A 13,561-nucleotide genomic window follows, 5' to 3' on the forward strand; every position below is an offset into this window, starting at 1 on the left:
CCTCGAAGGGACCCGTCATGACGCACGTCGTCGGCGACACCGCCACACTCCTCGGCCGGTCGCTCCGGCACGTCCTCCGCAGCCCCGACACGATCGTCACCACCGCAGTGACGCCGATCGCCCTCATGCTGCTGTTCGTGTTCGTCTTCGGCGGCGCGATCGACACCGGAGCCGAGGCCTCCGTGGACTACATGCTCCCCGGCATCCTGCTCATCACGATCGCCTCGGGCGTGGCCTACACCGCCTACCGGCTGTTCCTCGATCTGCAGGGCGGCATCGTGGAACGGTTCCAGTCGATGCCCATCGCCCGGTCCGCGGTGCTCTGGGCGCACGTGCTGACCTCGCTCGTGGCGAACCTCGTGTCGCTCGCGCTCGTCGTCGGTGTCGCGTTCGTCGCCGGCTTCCGCCCGGCGGCGGGTCCGCTCGGCTGGCTGGCGGTCGTCGGCATCCTGGTCGTGTACATCGTGGCGCTGACATGGATCGCGGTCATCGCCGGGCTCTCGGCCAAGACGGTCGACGGGGCGAGCGCGTTCTCGTATCCGCTCATCTTCCTCCCGTTCATCAGTTCGGCGTTCGTGCCGACCGCGACGATGCCCGGCCCCGTGCGATGGTTCGCCGAGCACCAGCCGACCACCTCGATCGTGAACGCGTTGCGCGACCTCCTCACCGCACGCCCGGTCGGCTCGGACGTCTGGGTCGCCCTGGCGTGGTGCGTCGGCATCCTCCTCGCGGCCGCCGTCATCGCGGTCGTGACGTACGGGCGCCGCGTGCGCTGAGCGGCGGGCGCGCGGCTTCGTTGCCCCGCCCCGCTGCCCCGCCCCGCGCCGCCCCTGTCCACATCATGTGCTCTCGCCGACATCACATGTCCTGTACCGCGCACGACGTGTGTACTGGTTGCCAGTACATGATGTGGATGCTTAGGGGTGACCCCCGGCCCGACCGTTGCCGCATCCGGCGCGCCGCGTCAAGGCGTGCGATGGCGGCGGATGCCGGTGCCAAGGTGGACGCCATGACCACCGTTCCCACTCTCTCCCTCAATGACGGACACAGCATCCCCCAGCTCGGCTTCGGCGTCTTCCAGGTCGACCCGGCGGAGGCCGAGCGCATCGTGAGCGTCGCGCTCGAAGCCGGCTACCGTCACATCGACACGGCCGCCGCGTACCGGAACGAGGAGGGTGTCGGCCGAGCGATCGCCGCCTCCGGCATCCCGCGTGACGAGCTGTTCATCACGACGAAGCTCTGGAACTCCGAGCAGGGCCGGGACACGGCCCGGCCCGCCATCGAGGCGAGCCTCGAGAAGCTCGGGCTCGACCACGTCGACCTCTACCTCATCCACTGGCCGCGGCCCGACAAGGACGTCTACGTCGAGACGTGGCAGCAGCTCGAGGCGTTCAAGAGCGAGGGCCTGTCGCGCTCGATCGGCGTCTCGAACTTCCACCAGCAGCATCTGCAGCGTCTGTTCGACGAAACCGACACGGTGCCGGCGATCAATCAGATCGAGCTGCACCCCGCGTTCGCGCAGCGCGAGCTGCGTGCGTTCCAGGAGCCGAAGGGCATCCGCACCGAGGCCTGGGGCCCGCTCGGTCAGGGCAAGTACGACCTGTTCGGTGAGCAGGCCGTGGCCGACGCCGCGGAGGCGCACGGCGTGAGCCCTGCGCAGGTCGTCATCCGCTGGCACCTGCAGGAGGGCCTCATCGTCTTCCCGAAGTCCTCGACGCCCGAGCGCATCGCGACGAACATCGACGTGTTCGGGTTCGAGCTCACGGACGACGAGGTCGCCGCCATCAACGGACTCGACCGCGGACTGCGCGTGGGCTCCAACCCGGAGACCGCGACCTTCTGATCCACTCCGGAACGGGGGCGTCGCGCGAGCGGCGCCCCCGTTTCCGTGCGCGCACTCTTCCGTTGTCCAGGAATGCTTCGATACACTCGAGTGTCTCTCCGAATCGATTCGAAAGCTGCGTTGAATCCGATTCCGGTCCTCCTCCGAACCCCTCGAAAGCTCGAATGGCCACCTCGCTCACGACGGGCCGCCCTTGGCGTGTCATCCTCCTGTTCACCGTGCCGCTGATGATCGGCAATGTGGTGCAGCAGCTGTACCACTTCGCCGACACGATCGTCGTGGGACGCCTCCTCGGCGTCGACGCGCTCGCCGCGGTCGGCGCCACGGGCAGCCTCCTCTTCCTGCTCCTCGGCTTCGCGTGGGGCCTCACCTCCGGCTTCGCCATTCCCACGGCGCAGGCCTACGGGGCGCAGGATGCCGCGGCCGTCCGCCGGTCCGTGGCCACCGGTGCCGTCCTCAGCGCGATCACGACGGTGCTGCTGACGGTCGGCGCACCGCTGCTGGCCGAGCCGGCGCTCGTCGCCCTGCGAACCCCGCCCGAGCTGCTCGCCGACGCGACGATCTTCACGCAGATCAGCTTCCTCGGCGCCGGCGCGCTGATGTTCTTCAACTTCCTCTCCGCGGTCATCCGCGCCATCGGGGACTCGCGCACACCGCTCGTCTTCCTCGTGATCTCGTGCGCGCTCAACGTGGTGCTCGTCATCGCCGCCGTCGCCTGGCTCGGTCTCGGCGTCGCCGGCGCAGCCCTCGCGACCGTCCTCGCCCAGGCGGTGTCGGTGCTCCTCTGCCTCGAGTTCGTGCGCCGTCGCATCCCCGAGCTGCACCTGCGCCGCGACGACTGGCGCATCACCCGCGACGACGTGGTCTCGCACCTGCGTCTCGGACTGCCGATGGGGTTCCAGGCGTCGATCATCGCGATCGGGGCGCTCATCGTGCAGGTGGCGCTCAACTCGATCGGCGCCGACGCGGTCGCGGCCTACACCGCGGCATCGCGTGTCGACGGTCTCGCCGTCGCCCTGCTGCAGTCGATGTCGCTCGCGGTCTCGATGTACGTGGCGCAGAACTACGGCGCCGGCCGGCCCGACCGCATCCGCAAGGGCGTCGTGCAGGCGACGTGGATGGCCGTCGGCGGGGCGGTGGCCCTCGGCATCCTGCTCATCTCCTTCGGTGCGCCCATCGTGCGGGTCTTCATCGGCGACGGTGCGGACGACGTGGTGCACATGGCGGTGTCGATGCTCGTCATCAACGGCGTGAGCTATACCGCGCTCGGCGTGCTCTTCGTCACCCGCGGCGCCCTGCAGGGACTCGGCAACGCCGTGATCCCGACCGTCACGGGCGTCGTCGAGCTCTTCGCGCGCGCTGCGGCCGCGATCGTGCTGGGCGCGACGATGGGGTTCGTGGGCGTCGCCTGGTCGAACCCGCTCGCCTGGTTCGGCGCGGCGGTCATCCTGATCCCCGCGTACGTTCGCGCGCACCGGATGCTCGCGACCATGCCGAGCGCGCCGATGACCATCACGCCGACGACGCCGATCGCAGTCCTCGGTCCCGTCGACGGCTCGATGACGGTCGAGACGGTCGTGACCCAGCCGGTGCGGCTGCCGCAGCCGACCTCGCGGATGCACCGCGCCCTGCGTCGTCGCCCCGGCGCGTCGCGGCGTCTCGCGCGCAGGCGCTGACGGTCTGAGCCCTCGTACGCAAGGCCCGCGTCACGATGCGTGCGGAGGGCCTGGTCGGGTGCACAATCGGGGCATGTCCTCTCCCTTCCCCGCGCTCACCGAGATCCCCGACCCGCGGTTCGTGATGGTCGGCGACGGCTACCGGGTCGCGACGTACGAGTGGGGCGAGCCGGATGCCACGACCGTGCTGCTCGTGCACGGGTTCGCGTCGAGCGCGCGCGACAACTGGGTCAACACCGGCTGGGTGCGCGACCTGCTGCGAGCCGGCTACCGGGTGCTCGCCGTCGACCAGCGCGGCCACGGCGCCAGCGACAAGCCGCACGAGTCCGCGGCCTATGCGCTCCGCACGATGGTGGCCGATGTCGAAGCGGTCCTCGACACCTACCTCGTCGACGAGGCGCTGTACGTCGGGTACTCGCTCGGCGCCCGTGTCGGCTGGGAGGTCGCGCGCGATCTCGAGCCGCGCATCGACCGCGTGGTGCTCGGCGGTGTGCCCGACGGGGTGCCGCTCGGCCGGTTGGACCTCGACCAGGTGCAGGCCTACGTCGACGAGGGGACCCCGGTGACGGATGCCGTGACCGGCAACTACATCGCCCTCACCGAACGCGTGCCGGGCAACGATCTGCGCGCGCTGCTCGCGATCGCCCGCGGCATGCGCGCGACCGGCACGGTCGACCCCGACCCGAGCCGCGCGCCCGGCCAGCCCGTGCTGTTCGCCACCGGGTCGAAGGACGGCATCATCGAGGGCTCGAAAGCCCTGGCATCCGCGACCCCGCAGGGCCGCTTCGTCGAGATCCCCGACCGCCATCACTTCAACGCGCCGGGATCCCGCGCGTTCCGCGAGGCCGCGCTGGCGTTCCTCGCCGAGGGGTCGCCCGTGCGCTGACGAGGTCCCACTCCGGCCGGGAATCGCCGCACCGTACCCGGCCGTATCGGGACCTCGCCCGGCGGTACGCTCGCGCCATGACCGATCTGCCGTCCTGGGGCGTCGCGTCGGACTCCCCGACCGCCGAGCACTACCGCACGTTCGGTGCGCTCGAAGCACGCGGATCGTCGGCGACCTACGAGGAGTGGGCTCTCGGGGTCGCCGATGACGCCGAGGTGCTGGCGCTGCTGGGCGAGCTGCCGCGCGAGAAGCGGCAGGCGAACCTCGTGTTCGCGGCGGCCCGGGTCGCCGGGGTTCCGGTCGCCCCCTGGCCGCTGGCGCGCGCCGAGGTGATCGCGCGATGGCCCGCCATCCGCCGGACAGCGATGACCCGCGCGACGCAGACCAACGAGGCCGCGCGCTGCGCCGTGCTGCTGCCGCAGCTGAGCGACATCCCGGGCCCCCTCGCCCTGCTCGAGGTCGGCGCCTCGGCGGGACTGTGCCTGCACCCCGACCGCTACGCGTACCGCTACACCGACGCCGCAGGCACCGTCACCGTGCTGGACCCCCAGGGTGGCAGCGGTGTGCGCATCGACTGCGCGATCGCGGATGCCGCGACCCCGATGCACCTGCCGGAGGTCGTGTGGCGGGCGGGCATCGATCTGCACCCGCTCGATCCGGCAGATCCCGACACCCTCGCGTGGCTCGACGCCCTCATCTGGCCGGAGCACGAGGACCGGCGTGAACGGCTGCGGGCCGCGGCGGCCGTCGCGGCAGCCGACCCTGTGCAGATCCGCGCCGGCGACCTGAACGACCTGATCGCGGATGCCGCGGCATCCGCCCCCGCCGGTGCGACGCTCGTCGTCTTCCACACCGCGGTGCTCGCCTACCTGACGCCGGAGGACCGTGCGCGATTCCGCCGGACCATGGCGGACACGGATGCCGTGTGGCTCTCGAACGAGGGCGTCGGCGTCTTCCCCGAATTCGATCGCGTCGCCCCGCCGGAGGAGCGGCACCGCTTCATCCTCGCGAGGGACGGCGAGCCCGTCGCGCTCACGCATCCGCACGGCCGCAGCTACCGCGCGCTCTGACCCGTCCCGGGGAGGCAATCGGTCGCGTCCGTAGCCTGCGGCGACACTTCGCGTCCCCTGAACGCTGCCGGCCCCGCTCCGGGGACCCGATGCGCCGCCATGCTGTCCGCCCGACGACGATTCGCGTCCCTCCGACGGCTCGGCGCCGGCCGCCCCCTCGCCCGACGCCCTCGCGGGTGGCACGATCGGCATGAGACCGGAAGGAATCACCATGGCAGGCAAGACCAGCGAGGGCGTCGGCTTCAGCGACGCCGAGAAGGCGGCGATGCAGCAGCGCGCCGAGGAGCTGAAGGCGATGAAGGGGCTGAAGGGCCTCGCGAAGATCGAGAAGGAGAACCAGGCCTGCCTCGACGCGATCGCAGCGCTCGAGGGCACCGACCGCATCATCGCCGAGCGCGTCCACGTCATCGTCCTCGAAGAGGCGCCGCACTTGAACCCCAAGACGTTCTACGGCTTCCCGGCCTATGCGAAGGACGGCAAGGTCGTCGTCTTCTGGCAGCCGGCGTCGAAGTTCAAGACCCGCTACGGCACGGTCAGCTTCGACGAGACCGCGCAGCTCGACGACGGCCCGATGTGGCCCGTCTCGTTCGCCGTGATCGAGATGACGGATGTCGTCGAGCAGCGCATCCGCGAACAGGTCAGGCGCGCGGCACCGCGAGACTGACGATCCGGTCGTCGCCGTCCCGCGGCGAGCCGCGCCCGTCCGTGTTGTTCGTGAGGACGAAGAGGGTGCCGTCGGGACCGGCGACGACGTCGCGGAGGCGACCGTACTCGCCGGAGAGGTCCGTCGAGGTCGAGGGATCGGCCACGGGCACGGCGCGCAGCACTTCGCCCCGGAGGTTCGCGATGAGGATCGTGTCATTCACGATCGCGATGCCGCTGGGGCTCGCCGCATCCGTCGACCAGGTCTGGACGGGGTCGATGAACCCGTCGCCTTCGCCTCCGGTGCCTTCGACGTAGGGCCAGCCGTAATTGCCGCCCGGCTCGATGATGTTGAGCTCGTCGCGGTAGTTCCGACCGAACTCGCTCGCGAACATCGTGCCGTCGGTCGCCCACGCGAACCCCTGCACGTTGCGGTGGCCGAGGCTGTACACCGGCGAGCCCGCCACGGGGTTGTCCCGGGGGACCGAGCCGTCGGGGCCGATCCGCAGGATCTTGCCCGCGAGCGAATCAGGGTTCTGCGATGCCGGCTCGTCGCTCGTGTCGCCATTCGCGATGTAGAGCATGCCGTCGGGTCCGAACGCGATGCGACCGCCGTTGTGGTGGGTGCCCGCCGGCATCCCGTCGATCACCGACGTCGGTGCGCCGAGCCGGTACGACCCCGGCTCACCCGACAGCGCATAGCGCTGCACGCGGTTGCCGCTGCGCGCGGTCGAATACACGTAGAGCGCGTCGCCGTCCGTGGCCAGACCCAGCAGGCCGCCCTCGTCGCTGTGCACGACGCCCTCGACCGTGACCAGCTCGCGGGTGTCGCCGGCGGGGGAGGTCTCGAGGATGCGGGCGCTGTCGCGCTCGCTCACGAAGACGGTCTCGCCCAGCACCGCCATCGACCACGGAGCGTCCAGTCCGCTCACGACCGTGCGCGGCGTCTCGGGCACGGGCGTCGGGGTCGGCGTCGGCGTCGAGGTCTGCGTCCGGGTCGGCGTGGGGGTGGGGGTCGGGGTCGCCGTCGCTCCGGGGGACGCCGCCTCGGGCTCGTCCGGTGCCGCGCAGCCCGTCAGCGCGAGCGCTGCGGCGAGGCCCAGACCGGCGGCGGAACGGACGGATCGGCGGCGGGAGGACATGCGCCAAGTCAACCGCATCCGGCTCACGCGCAGGCCGTGAGCAGGCTGACGACCTAAACTGGAGGCATCCCGTCCCTCTCCGTGAGAAGCATCCGCATGCCCGAGACCGCCCCCCGCTCCTTCGAGGTGCGCCACCTGCAGATGGCGCGCGCCTTCTTCGCGGCGATCGCGGCGGTCATGATCACGTTCTCGATCGATCACTCGGCCGCAGTCGGCACGTCCGTCTTCAGCGGCTTCGGCGTGGCGACCGCCCTCGTGCTGCTGCTGTCGGCGTGGCTCGTGTTCCCGGCCGGTGAGCGGTGGCAGGCGGTCCTTCTCGGCATCCTGACGCTGATCCCGGCGATGATCGCGACGCTGCCCGCGCTGCGCACGACCGATGGATTCTTCTGGGTCGTGCTCGTCTGGGCCCTGGTGACGGGCGTCGCCGAACTGATCATCGGCCTCGTCGGGCGACGCCGCGGCACCGAAGGTTCGCGCGAAGCGGTGTTCGTCGGCATCCTCACGACCATCCTCGGGATCGCCCTCGTCGTCATCCCGCGCACGTACTCCCTCGACTACTTCGTCGACGAGGCGGAGCGCTCCTTCACCCTCACCGGAACCACCATCGGCGTCGGTGTGTTCGGGGGCTACGCCGCCATCGTGGCCGTCTACCTCGGGATCGCGGCGTTCTCGCCGCGGCCCGCCGCAGCCGCTGAGCCGGTCGAATCGGATGCCGCTGGAGGCCGCGCATGAGCGAGAAGAACCCCACCCGTCGCGACCTGATGCGTCCTGTGCAGCTGCTCGGCTTCGCCCTGATCGCGGCGGTCTTCGCGGGCATCGTGACCCTGGTGTCGATGGGCGTCCTGCAGGAGGGACGTCCCGGTCAGGACGTCGACCAGCAGCTGCGAGCCTGGGCGGTGGGCGGCATCGTCGCGGGCATCACCTTCATCGCGACGCTCGTCATCATGGCGCTGCTGCTCCTGGTCATCGACCCGGCGCAGGTCGCCAAGCCCGTCGACCGCGGCCTGCTCCTCGACCCCGAGGACGACGCCGACGCCCGCCCCGAGGGCGACGGCGACCGCGGGGCGGCTCCGCCCCGCGGGCACTGACCGCAGGCACGGCGCAGCGCGCCGGCGCCGGTCAGCGCAGCAGGTCGACGAGCCGGTCGGCGAGGCCTGCGTAGCCGGCGGGCGTCAGGGCGAGCAGACGCTGCTTCGCGGCATCCCCGATGTCGAGACCGTTCACGAACTCGGCGAGTTGGGGTGCGCCGACGCGCCGCCCACGGGTCAGGTCCTTCAGCAACGCGTACGGATCGGTGATCTGCGAGCGACCCGCGACGATCTCGGCGCGGACGACGGTCTGGATCGCCTCGGCGAGGACCTCCCAGTTCGCGTCGAGGTCGGCGAGCAGCACATCGCGCGACAGCGAGATCTCGGTGAGGCCGCGCTGCAGGTTGTCGAGCGCGAGCAGCGAGTGGCCGAAGGCGACGCCGATGTTGCGCTGCGTGGTCGAGTCGGTGAGGTCGCGCTGCTGGCGCGAGGTCACGAGGGTCTGCGCGAGCGTGCTCAGCAGGCCGCCGGCGATCTCGAGGTTCGCCTCGGCGTTCTCGAACCGGATCGGGTTGATCTTGTGCGGCATCGTCGACGAGCCGGTCGCGCCCGCGACGGGGATCTGCGCGAAGAAGCCCATGGAGATGTAGGTCCACACGTCGGTGGCGAGGTTGTGGAGGATGCCGCCGGCGTGCCGCACGCGGTCGTAGAGCTCGACCTGCCAGTCGTGCGATTCGATCTGCGTCGTCAGCTCGTTGAAGCCGATGCCGAGCCCCTCGATGAAGCCGCGGGAGAGCGCGGGCCAGTCGACGTCCGGCTCGGCGACGAGGTGCGCCGACCAGGTGCCGGTCGCGCCCGAGAACTTCGCGAGGTACTCGCCGCCGGCGATCTGCGCGGCGACGCGCTGCAGGCGCCAGGCGAAGACGGCGAGCTCCTTGCCCATGGTCGAGGGCGTGGCCGGCTGACCGTGCGTGCGCGAGAGCATGACGGCATCCCGGTGCTCTTCGGCCAACTGCGTCAGCGAGGCGATGACGGCCTGCAGCTTCGGCAGCCAGACGCGCTCGACGGCGCGCTGGACGGTGAGGGCGTACGAGGCGGAGTTGATGTCCTCGCTCGTGCAGGCGAAGTGCGTGAGCTCGGCGATCGCGTCGAGCCCGAGGGACGAGAGCCGGTCGCGCACGAGGTACTCGATCGCCTTGACGTCGTGACGGGTGACGGCTTCCTTCTCGGCGAGCCAGCCGATCTCATCGGCGCCGAAGTCGCGGTAGAGGGCGCGGAGCGACTCCTTCTGCGCGTCCGTGAGGGCCGACGAGCCGAACAGGCCGCGGTCGGTGAGCGTGATGATCCACTCCACCTCGACTTCGACGCGGGCCCGGTTGAGCCCAGCCTCCGAGAGGAACTCGGTCAGCGGCGCGACCGCGGGGGCGTAGCGTCCGTCGAGGGGACTCAGGGACATCGAGGGCAGGGAGGACACGCGACTCCGTTCGGTGGGGGTGCGCTCACCGGCGAAGCGCGGGTTCGAGCTGCCGGAAGAGCGCCCGGCTCGCGCTCTCGATCATACCGAGCACGTCATCGAACATCTGGGGGCCGCCGTAGTACGGGTCGGGCACATCCAGCACGCCGTCGCGGCGCGCGTCGAAGCTCAGCAGCAGCGAGAGCTTGTCGGCGTCCGCGGGGCTCCGCGCCCACTCCGAGAGGATCCGCTCGTGCGAGCGGTCGAGCGCGATGACGAGGTCGTTGCGATCGAAGTCATCGGGGCTGAACTGGCGAGCCCGGTGCCGGGTGCCGTCGTAGCCGCGACGGTCGAGCGCCTCGAGCGTGCGCTCGTCGGCGCGCTCACCCACGTGCCATTCACCGGTGCCGGCGCTGGTCGAGATCACGCGGTCGCCGAACCCCGCCTGGTCCACGAACCAGCGGAAGACGACGTCGGCCATGGGCGACCGGCAGATGTTGCCCGTGCACACGAACACGACGCGGAAGGCATCCTCGGGCGCAGACACCCCTCCATTGTGCTGACCGACGCGCCTTCTGCACAGGCCGAACATCGGATGCGGCATCCACGTCGCGCGGCGCACGGCGCCGACGGGCGGATGCCGGGGGCGAGAGTCTCGGCATGTCGCACCCGGCCACGCCCTCGCCGTACCTGTGGGGAGCCCCGCTCGAAGAGCGTCTCGCCGCGCTCGACGCCGCGATCGCCCTCCTCCGGCAGGCGGACGACCAGGCGCTGCAGCTGCTCGGCGCCGTCCGACGGCTCGCCCACCTCGTCGATTGGCGGGCCTCCGCCGCCGATGCGTTCCGCAGCGCCGTCTCCGCGTGGGAGGGCGAGGCGCTTCGACTGTCGATGTCGATCCAGTCGACGCTCGCGCAGGTACAGTCCGACCGCAGCTGGCTGCAGGCGACCGGCTGATGGGCGACATCGAGATCCGCGGCGGTCGCGTCGTCGCAGTCGACACCGACACGCTTCGCCACGCGGCTGCGCAGGCGAGCCTGGCCGCCGCCGACGCCGAGACGCTGCGTGAGACGCTCGCGGCCGCCGACCGCATGCTGCGCGGCGTGCTCATCGGCGGGGCGGGGGCCGCGCACCCCGCCGCCACGGCCGAGACCGTCCGCGACCAGGGTGGCCACCTCGTCACCGCGCTCCGCGACACGGCCACCGCGTACGAGCTCGTCGAGCTGCAGGCGCGCCAGACGATGATGCGTGGCGACGACGCACATGATCGCCGGGATGCCGCGCTCATCGCCCGGCGGATCGACGAACTCGGGGCATCCTCGCCGGCGGCCGCGGAGATCGCCGAGCGGGCGATCGCCGAGGCGCCGAACCCCTTCGCGACGGTGGGGGCGCAGCTGTACTGGGGCACGATCGGCACCGGTGTCACACCGCTGCTGATGACAGCGTTCGTGCTGGGGGCGGGGACCGTCCGCAGGGCCGGACTGGGAACGATCCCCGAGGGCAGCAGGCTCATCGGCTCGGGCCCGGCACCGACCGTCTCGCTCGTACAGGCCCGGCAGGGCACCGCCCCGACCTCCATGGCGGCCATCGCCCGTCGGCTGCCGTCGACGGAGGGTGTGGGCGCCATCCGGGTCGAGCGGTACACGATGCCGGACGGCGGCAGACGGTTCGCCCTCTACCTCACAGGCACACGGATGCAGGGGGACGTGGGGGCCTTCGGGATGTCGTCGAACACCCCGCTGTACGCCGGGATGGCGTCACCCTCATACGAGTCCGCGCGGACCGCGCTGCAGAAGGCCGGGGCACGGCCGGGTGACTCGGTGATGGTGAGCGGCCACTCCCAGGGCGCGATGGTCGCGAGTCGCCTCGCGCTCGAGAAGGAGTACGACGTGCCGATGCTCGTCGGCTTCGGCAACCCGGTCCAGGCGGATGTGGGTGCCGGGACCACGCAGATCGACTTCCGCCACAGCGATGACCCGGTGCCCCTGTTGGCGGCGGGAGGTCACGATGCCTCGATCGGCGCGGCGGGCAGCATGGTGGTCGAGCGTAACGCCGATCCGCTGCCCTCCTTGGGTGACCTCCGGGTCGTCGCCCATCAGATGGACGCCTACACCGAGACCGCGCAGCTGCTCGACGCGTCGTCGGATCCGCGGATGGATGCCGTGCGCGACCGCTTGGCGGAGTTCCAGGCGGCCGAGTCGGTCGAGGTCTTCGTCTACGAGGCGCAGGAGGGCGTCACTCCCGCGTCTGCGGACGCAGGATGATCCCGAACACGAAGTTGATGATCGAGATGACGAGCGCGGCGACCACGCCGAGCCAGAACGACTCGACGGTCAGACCCCAGCCCCACCACTCGGTGAACCATCCGGTCAGCCAGAACAGGAAGCCGTTGATCACGAGGGAGATGAGGCCGAGCGTGAGGATGTAGAGCGGGAAGGCGAGAATCTTCAGCACGGTCCCGATGACCGTGTTGACGATCGCGAAGACGGCGGCGACGGCGAGCAGTGAGAGGACGAGCTGCAGGGTCTCGCCCGGTGCGAACGGGGTCACCTCGACTCGGAGCGGTTCGATGAGGGTCACGACCCAGATCGCGAACGCGTTGATCACGACACGGATGATGAAGCGCATGAGCGAAGTCTGGCATGCGCGATACCCGGCGACGACGGGGCATGCCGGGCACCTGCGCGCGGGCCCGCGCTCGTAGACTCATCCCGTGACCGACATGCCCGTCCGCGTTCGCCCCGAGATCGCCGCGCTGCCCGCGTACAAGCAGGGGAAGCAGGCGGGGCCGGCCGCCTACAAGCTCTCCAGCAACGAGAACCCGTTCGATCCCCTGCCGGGCGTCGTCTCGGCGGTGCGCGACGCGGTCACCTTCAACCGGTACCCCGACGCGCTCGCCGCCCGCCTGCGCAGCCGGCTCGCCGACCGCTTCGGCGTGGCGGACGACCGCATCCACATCGCGGCAGGATCGGTGTCGATCCTGTACCAGCTGGCGCAGGCAGCGGCATCCGTCGGCGACGAGATCGTCGTGCCGTGGCGCTCGTTCGAGGCGTACCCGGGGATCGTGACCGTGACCGGTGCGACCCCGGTGATGGTGCCGTTGACGGATGCCGCCGCGAACGACCTGCCCACGATCGCCGCCGCCGTGACCGACCGGACGCGGATGGTGCTGGTGTGCACGCCGAACAATCCGACCGGTGCGGTCGTCTCGCAGCAGGACTTCGACGCGTTCGTCGCCGCCGTGCCGAGCGACGTGCTGATCGTGCTCGACGAGGCCTACGCCGAGTTCGTCACCGATCCCGCCGCCGTCAACGGCGAGACGGTCGTCGCCGCGGGTCACGACAACGTCGTGCTGCTGCGCACGTTCTCGAAGGCGTACGGCCTCGCGGGGCTCCGCATCGGCTACGCGGTCGGGCACCCCCGCATCCTCGACGCCGCGCGGAGCGCCGGCATCCCGCTCTCCGTCACGGCCCAGGCCGAGGCGGCGGCCCTTGCGAGCCTCGACGCCGAGGACGAGCTCCGCGAGCGCGTCGCCGTCGTGGCCGAGCGGCGCGACCGGCTCGTCGCGCGCCTGCGCGAGATCGGCTGGGACGTCCCGATCGCGCAGGGCAACTTCGTCTGGCTGCCGGCGGGCGACCGGTCGCTCGAGGTCGCCGCGGCGTTCGAGGCCGCCGACCTCGTCGTCCGCCCGTTCGCAGGCGACGGCGTGCGGATCTCGGTGGGCGAAGAGGAGTCCCTCGACCGCGTGGTCGAGGTCGCGGCAACCGTTCGCGGCTGACCTGCTGATGCTCCGGGGACCCGGTCTGTCGCCCGGGTGCCCGACG

At 71.1% G+C, this 13,561-nt stretch carries 15 protein-coding genes; 11 read left to right on the forward strand and 4 right to left on the reverse strand.

Translation table 11 applies throughout. The features are described from left to right. Positions 1-17 precede the first annotated feature (17 nt). The 6 genes from KZX17_RS04545 (at position 18) to KZX17_RS04570 (ending at position 6,139) form a co-directional block, all read left to right on the forward strand. Complete coding sequence (locus KZX17_RS04545; RefSeq protein WP_248170497.1) at positions 18-776, forward strand: ABC transporter permease; 759 nt, start codon at positions 18-20, stop codon at positions 774-776. 233 nt (positions 777-1,009) lie between these two features. After that, a complete protein-coding gene (locus KZX17_RS04550) occupies positions 1,010-1,843 on the forward strand; it encodes an aldo/keto reductase (protein WP_248170496.1) in 834 nt (277 codons plus the stop codon). Positions 1,844-2,007: 164 nt separating this feature from the next. Next, positions 2,008-3,519, forward strand: coding sequence for an MATE family efflux transporter (locus KZX17_RS04555; RefSeq protein WP_248170494.1), 1,512 nt, complete (start codon positions 2,008-2,010; stop codon positions 3,517-3,519). 73 nt (positions 3,520-3,592) lie between these two features. Then, a complete protein-coding gene (locus tag KZX17_RS04560) occupies positions 3,593-4,405 on the forward strand; it encodes an alpha/beta fold hydrolase (protein ID WP_248170492.1) in 813 nt (270 codons plus the stop codon). A gap of 77 nt (positions 4,406-4,482) precedes the next feature. After that, entirely contained in the window at positions 4,483-5,475 is a 993-nt protein-coding gene (locus KZX17_RS04565) for a DUF2332 domain-containing protein (protein ID WP_248170490.1), read from the forward strand. Positions 5,476-5,686: 211 nt separating this feature from the next. Further along, positions 5,687-6,139 carry a hypothetical protein gene (locus KZX17_RS04570; protein WP_248170489.1) on the forward strand — a complete coding sequence of 151 codons (453 nt, stop codon included), beginning with the start codon at positions 5,687-5,689 and terminating at the stop codon, positions 6,137-6,139. Here KZX17_RS04570 and KZX17_RS04575 read toward each other — a convergent pair. Continuing rightward, positions 6,114-7,259 carry a sorbosone dehydrogenase family protein gene (locus tag KZX17_RS04575; protein ID WP_248170488.1) on the reverse strand — a complete coding sequence of 382 codons (1,146 nt, stop codon included), beginning with the start codon at positions 7,257-7,259 and terminating at the stop codon, positions 6,114-6,116. The two genes, KZX17_RS04570 and KZX17_RS04575, sit on opposite strands and share 26 nt — an antisense overlap. A 96-nt stretch (positions 7,260-7,355) precedes the next feature. Between KZX17_RS04575 and KZX17_RS04580 the strand changes: the two genes are divergently transcribed. Continuing rightward, on the forward strand, positions 7,356-7,991 hold the full coding sequence (locus KZX17_RS04580) for an acyl-CoA synthetase (protein ID WP_248170487.1): 636 nt from the start codon (positions 7,356-7,358) through the stop codon (positions 7,989-7,991). Further along, positions 7,988-8,347 (forward strand): hypothetical protein, encoded by a 360-nt coding sequence (locus KZX17_RS04585; protein ID WP_248170486.1) that lies wholly within the window; start codon positions 7,988-7,990, stop codon positions 8,345-8,347. Before KZX17_RS04580 ends, KZX17_RS04585 begins: the two co-directional genes overlap by 4 nt. 31 nt (positions 8,348-8,378) lie before the next feature. On the opposite strand, the gene purB is transcribed toward KZX17_RS04585, so the two are convergent. Together purB and KZX17_RS04595 are read right to left on the reverse strand one after the other, a co-directional pair. Continuing rightward, positions 8,379-9,743 (reverse strand): adenylosuccinate lyase, encoded by a 1,365-nt coding sequence (gene purB / locus KZX17_RS04590; protein ID WP_248170485.1) that lies wholly within the window; start codon positions 9,741-9,743, stop codon positions 8,379-8,381. Between the two features lie 43 nt (positions 9,744-9,786). Beyond that, positions 9,787-10,221, reverse strand: coding sequence for a low molecular weight protein-tyrosine-phosphatase (locus KZX17_RS04595; protein ID WP_248171654.1), 435 nt, complete (start codon positions 10,219-10,221; stop codon positions 9,787-9,789). A gap of 179 nt (positions 10,222-10,400) precedes the next feature. On the opposite strand from KZX17_RS04595, the gene KZX17_RS04600 reads away from it, so the two are divergent. After that, on the forward strand, positions 10,401-10,694 hold the full coding sequence (locus KZX17_RS04600) for a hypothetical protein (RefSeq protein ID WP_248170483.1): 294 nt from the start codon (positions 10,401-10,403) through the stop codon (positions 10,692-10,694). Beyond that, positions 10,694-12,001, forward strand: a complete 1,308-nt coding sequence (locus KZX17_RS04605; RefSeq protein WP_248170481.1) for a hypothetical protein — start codon at positions 10,694-10,696, stop codon at positions 11,999-12,001. The genes KZX17_RS04600 and KZX17_RS04605 overlap by 1 nt, the downstream gene beginning before the upstream one ends. Here the strand turns inward: KZX17_RS04605 and KZX17_RS04610 are convergent. Beyond that, the gene (locus tag KZX17_RS04610) at positions 11,973-12,365 is read right to left on the reverse strand and encodes a phage holin family protein (protein WP_248170479.1); all 393 of its coding nucleotides are present in this window, start codon (positions 12,363-12,365) and stop codon (positions 11,973-11,975) included. The genes KZX17_RS04605 and KZX17_RS04610 overlap by 29 nt on opposite strands. Positions 12,366-12,450: 85 nt before the next feature. Here KZX17_RS04610 and KZX17_RS04615 point away from each other — a divergent pair, with 85 nt between their 5' ends. After that, positions 12,451-13,515, forward strand: coding sequence for a histidinol-phosphate transaminase (locus KZX17_RS04615; protein WP_248170477.1), 1,065 nt, complete (start codon positions 12,451-12,453; stop codon positions 13,513-13,515). Positions 13,516-13,561 lie beyond the last annotated feature (46 nt).

Origin of the sequence: Microbacterium sp. EYE_78 (assembly GCF_023149035.1) — a bacterium.
In the GTDB taxonomy this organism is placed as follows: Bacteria; Actinomycetota; Actinomycetes; order Actinomycetales; family Microbacteriaceae; genus Microbacterium.

Coding starts and splice junctions, on each gene's coding strand:
- KZX17_RS04555 (WP_248170494.1), top strand. CDS start 2,008: ATGGCCACCTCGCTCACGACGGGCCGCCCTTGGCGTGTCATCCTCCTG.
- KZX17_RS04560 (WP_248170492.1), top strand. CDS start 3,593: ATGTCCTCTCCCTTCCCCGCGCTCACCGAGATCCCCGACCCGCGGTTC.
- KZX17_RS04545 (WP_248170497.1), top strand. CDS start 18: ATGACGCACGTCGTCGGCGACACCGCCACACTCCTCGGCCGGTCGCTC.
- KZX17_RS04610 (WP_248170479.1), bottom strand. CDS start 12,365: ATGCGCTTCATCATCCGTGTCGTGATCAACGCGTTCGCGATCTGGGTC.
- KZX17_RS04600 (WP_248170483.1), top strand. CDS start 10,401: ATGTCGCACCCGGCCACGCCCTCGCCGTACCTGTGGGGAGCCCCGCTC.
- purB (WP_248170485.1), bottom strand. CDS start 9,743: ATGTCCCTGAGTCCCCTCGACGGACGCTACGCCCCCGCGGTCGCGCCG.
- KZX17_RS04565 (WP_248170490.1), top strand. CDS start 4,483: ATGACCGATCTGCCGTCCTGGGGCGTCGCGTCGGACTCCCCGACCGCC.
- KZX17_RS04585 (WP_248170486.1), top strand. CDS start 7,988: ATGAGCGAGAAGAACCCCACCCGTCGCGACCTGATGCGTCCTGTGCAG.
- KZX17_RS04595 (WP_248171654.1), bottom strand. CDS start 10,221: ATGGCCGACGTCGTCTTCCGCTGGTTCGTGGACCAGGCGGGGTTCGGC.
- KZX17_RS04550 (WP_248170496.1), top strand. CDS start 1,010: ATGACCACCGTTCCCACTCTCTCCCTCAATGACGGACACAGCATCCCC.
- KZX17_RS04570 (WP_248170489.1), top strand. CDS start 5,687: ATGGCAGGCAAGACCAGCGAGGGCGTCGGCTTCAGCGACGCCGAGAAG.
- KZX17_RS04580 (WP_248170487.1), top strand. CDS start 7,356: ATGCCCGAGACCGCCCCCCGCTCCTTCGAGGTGCGCCACCTGCAGATG.
- KZX17_RS04575 (WP_248170488.1), bottom strand. CDS start 7,259: ATGTCCTCCCGCCGCCGATCCGTCCGTTCCGCCGCCGGTCTGGGCCTC.
- KZX17_RS04605 (WP_248170481.1), top strand. CDS start 10,694: ATGGGCGACATCGAGATCCGCGGCGGTCGCGTCGTCGCAGTCGACACC.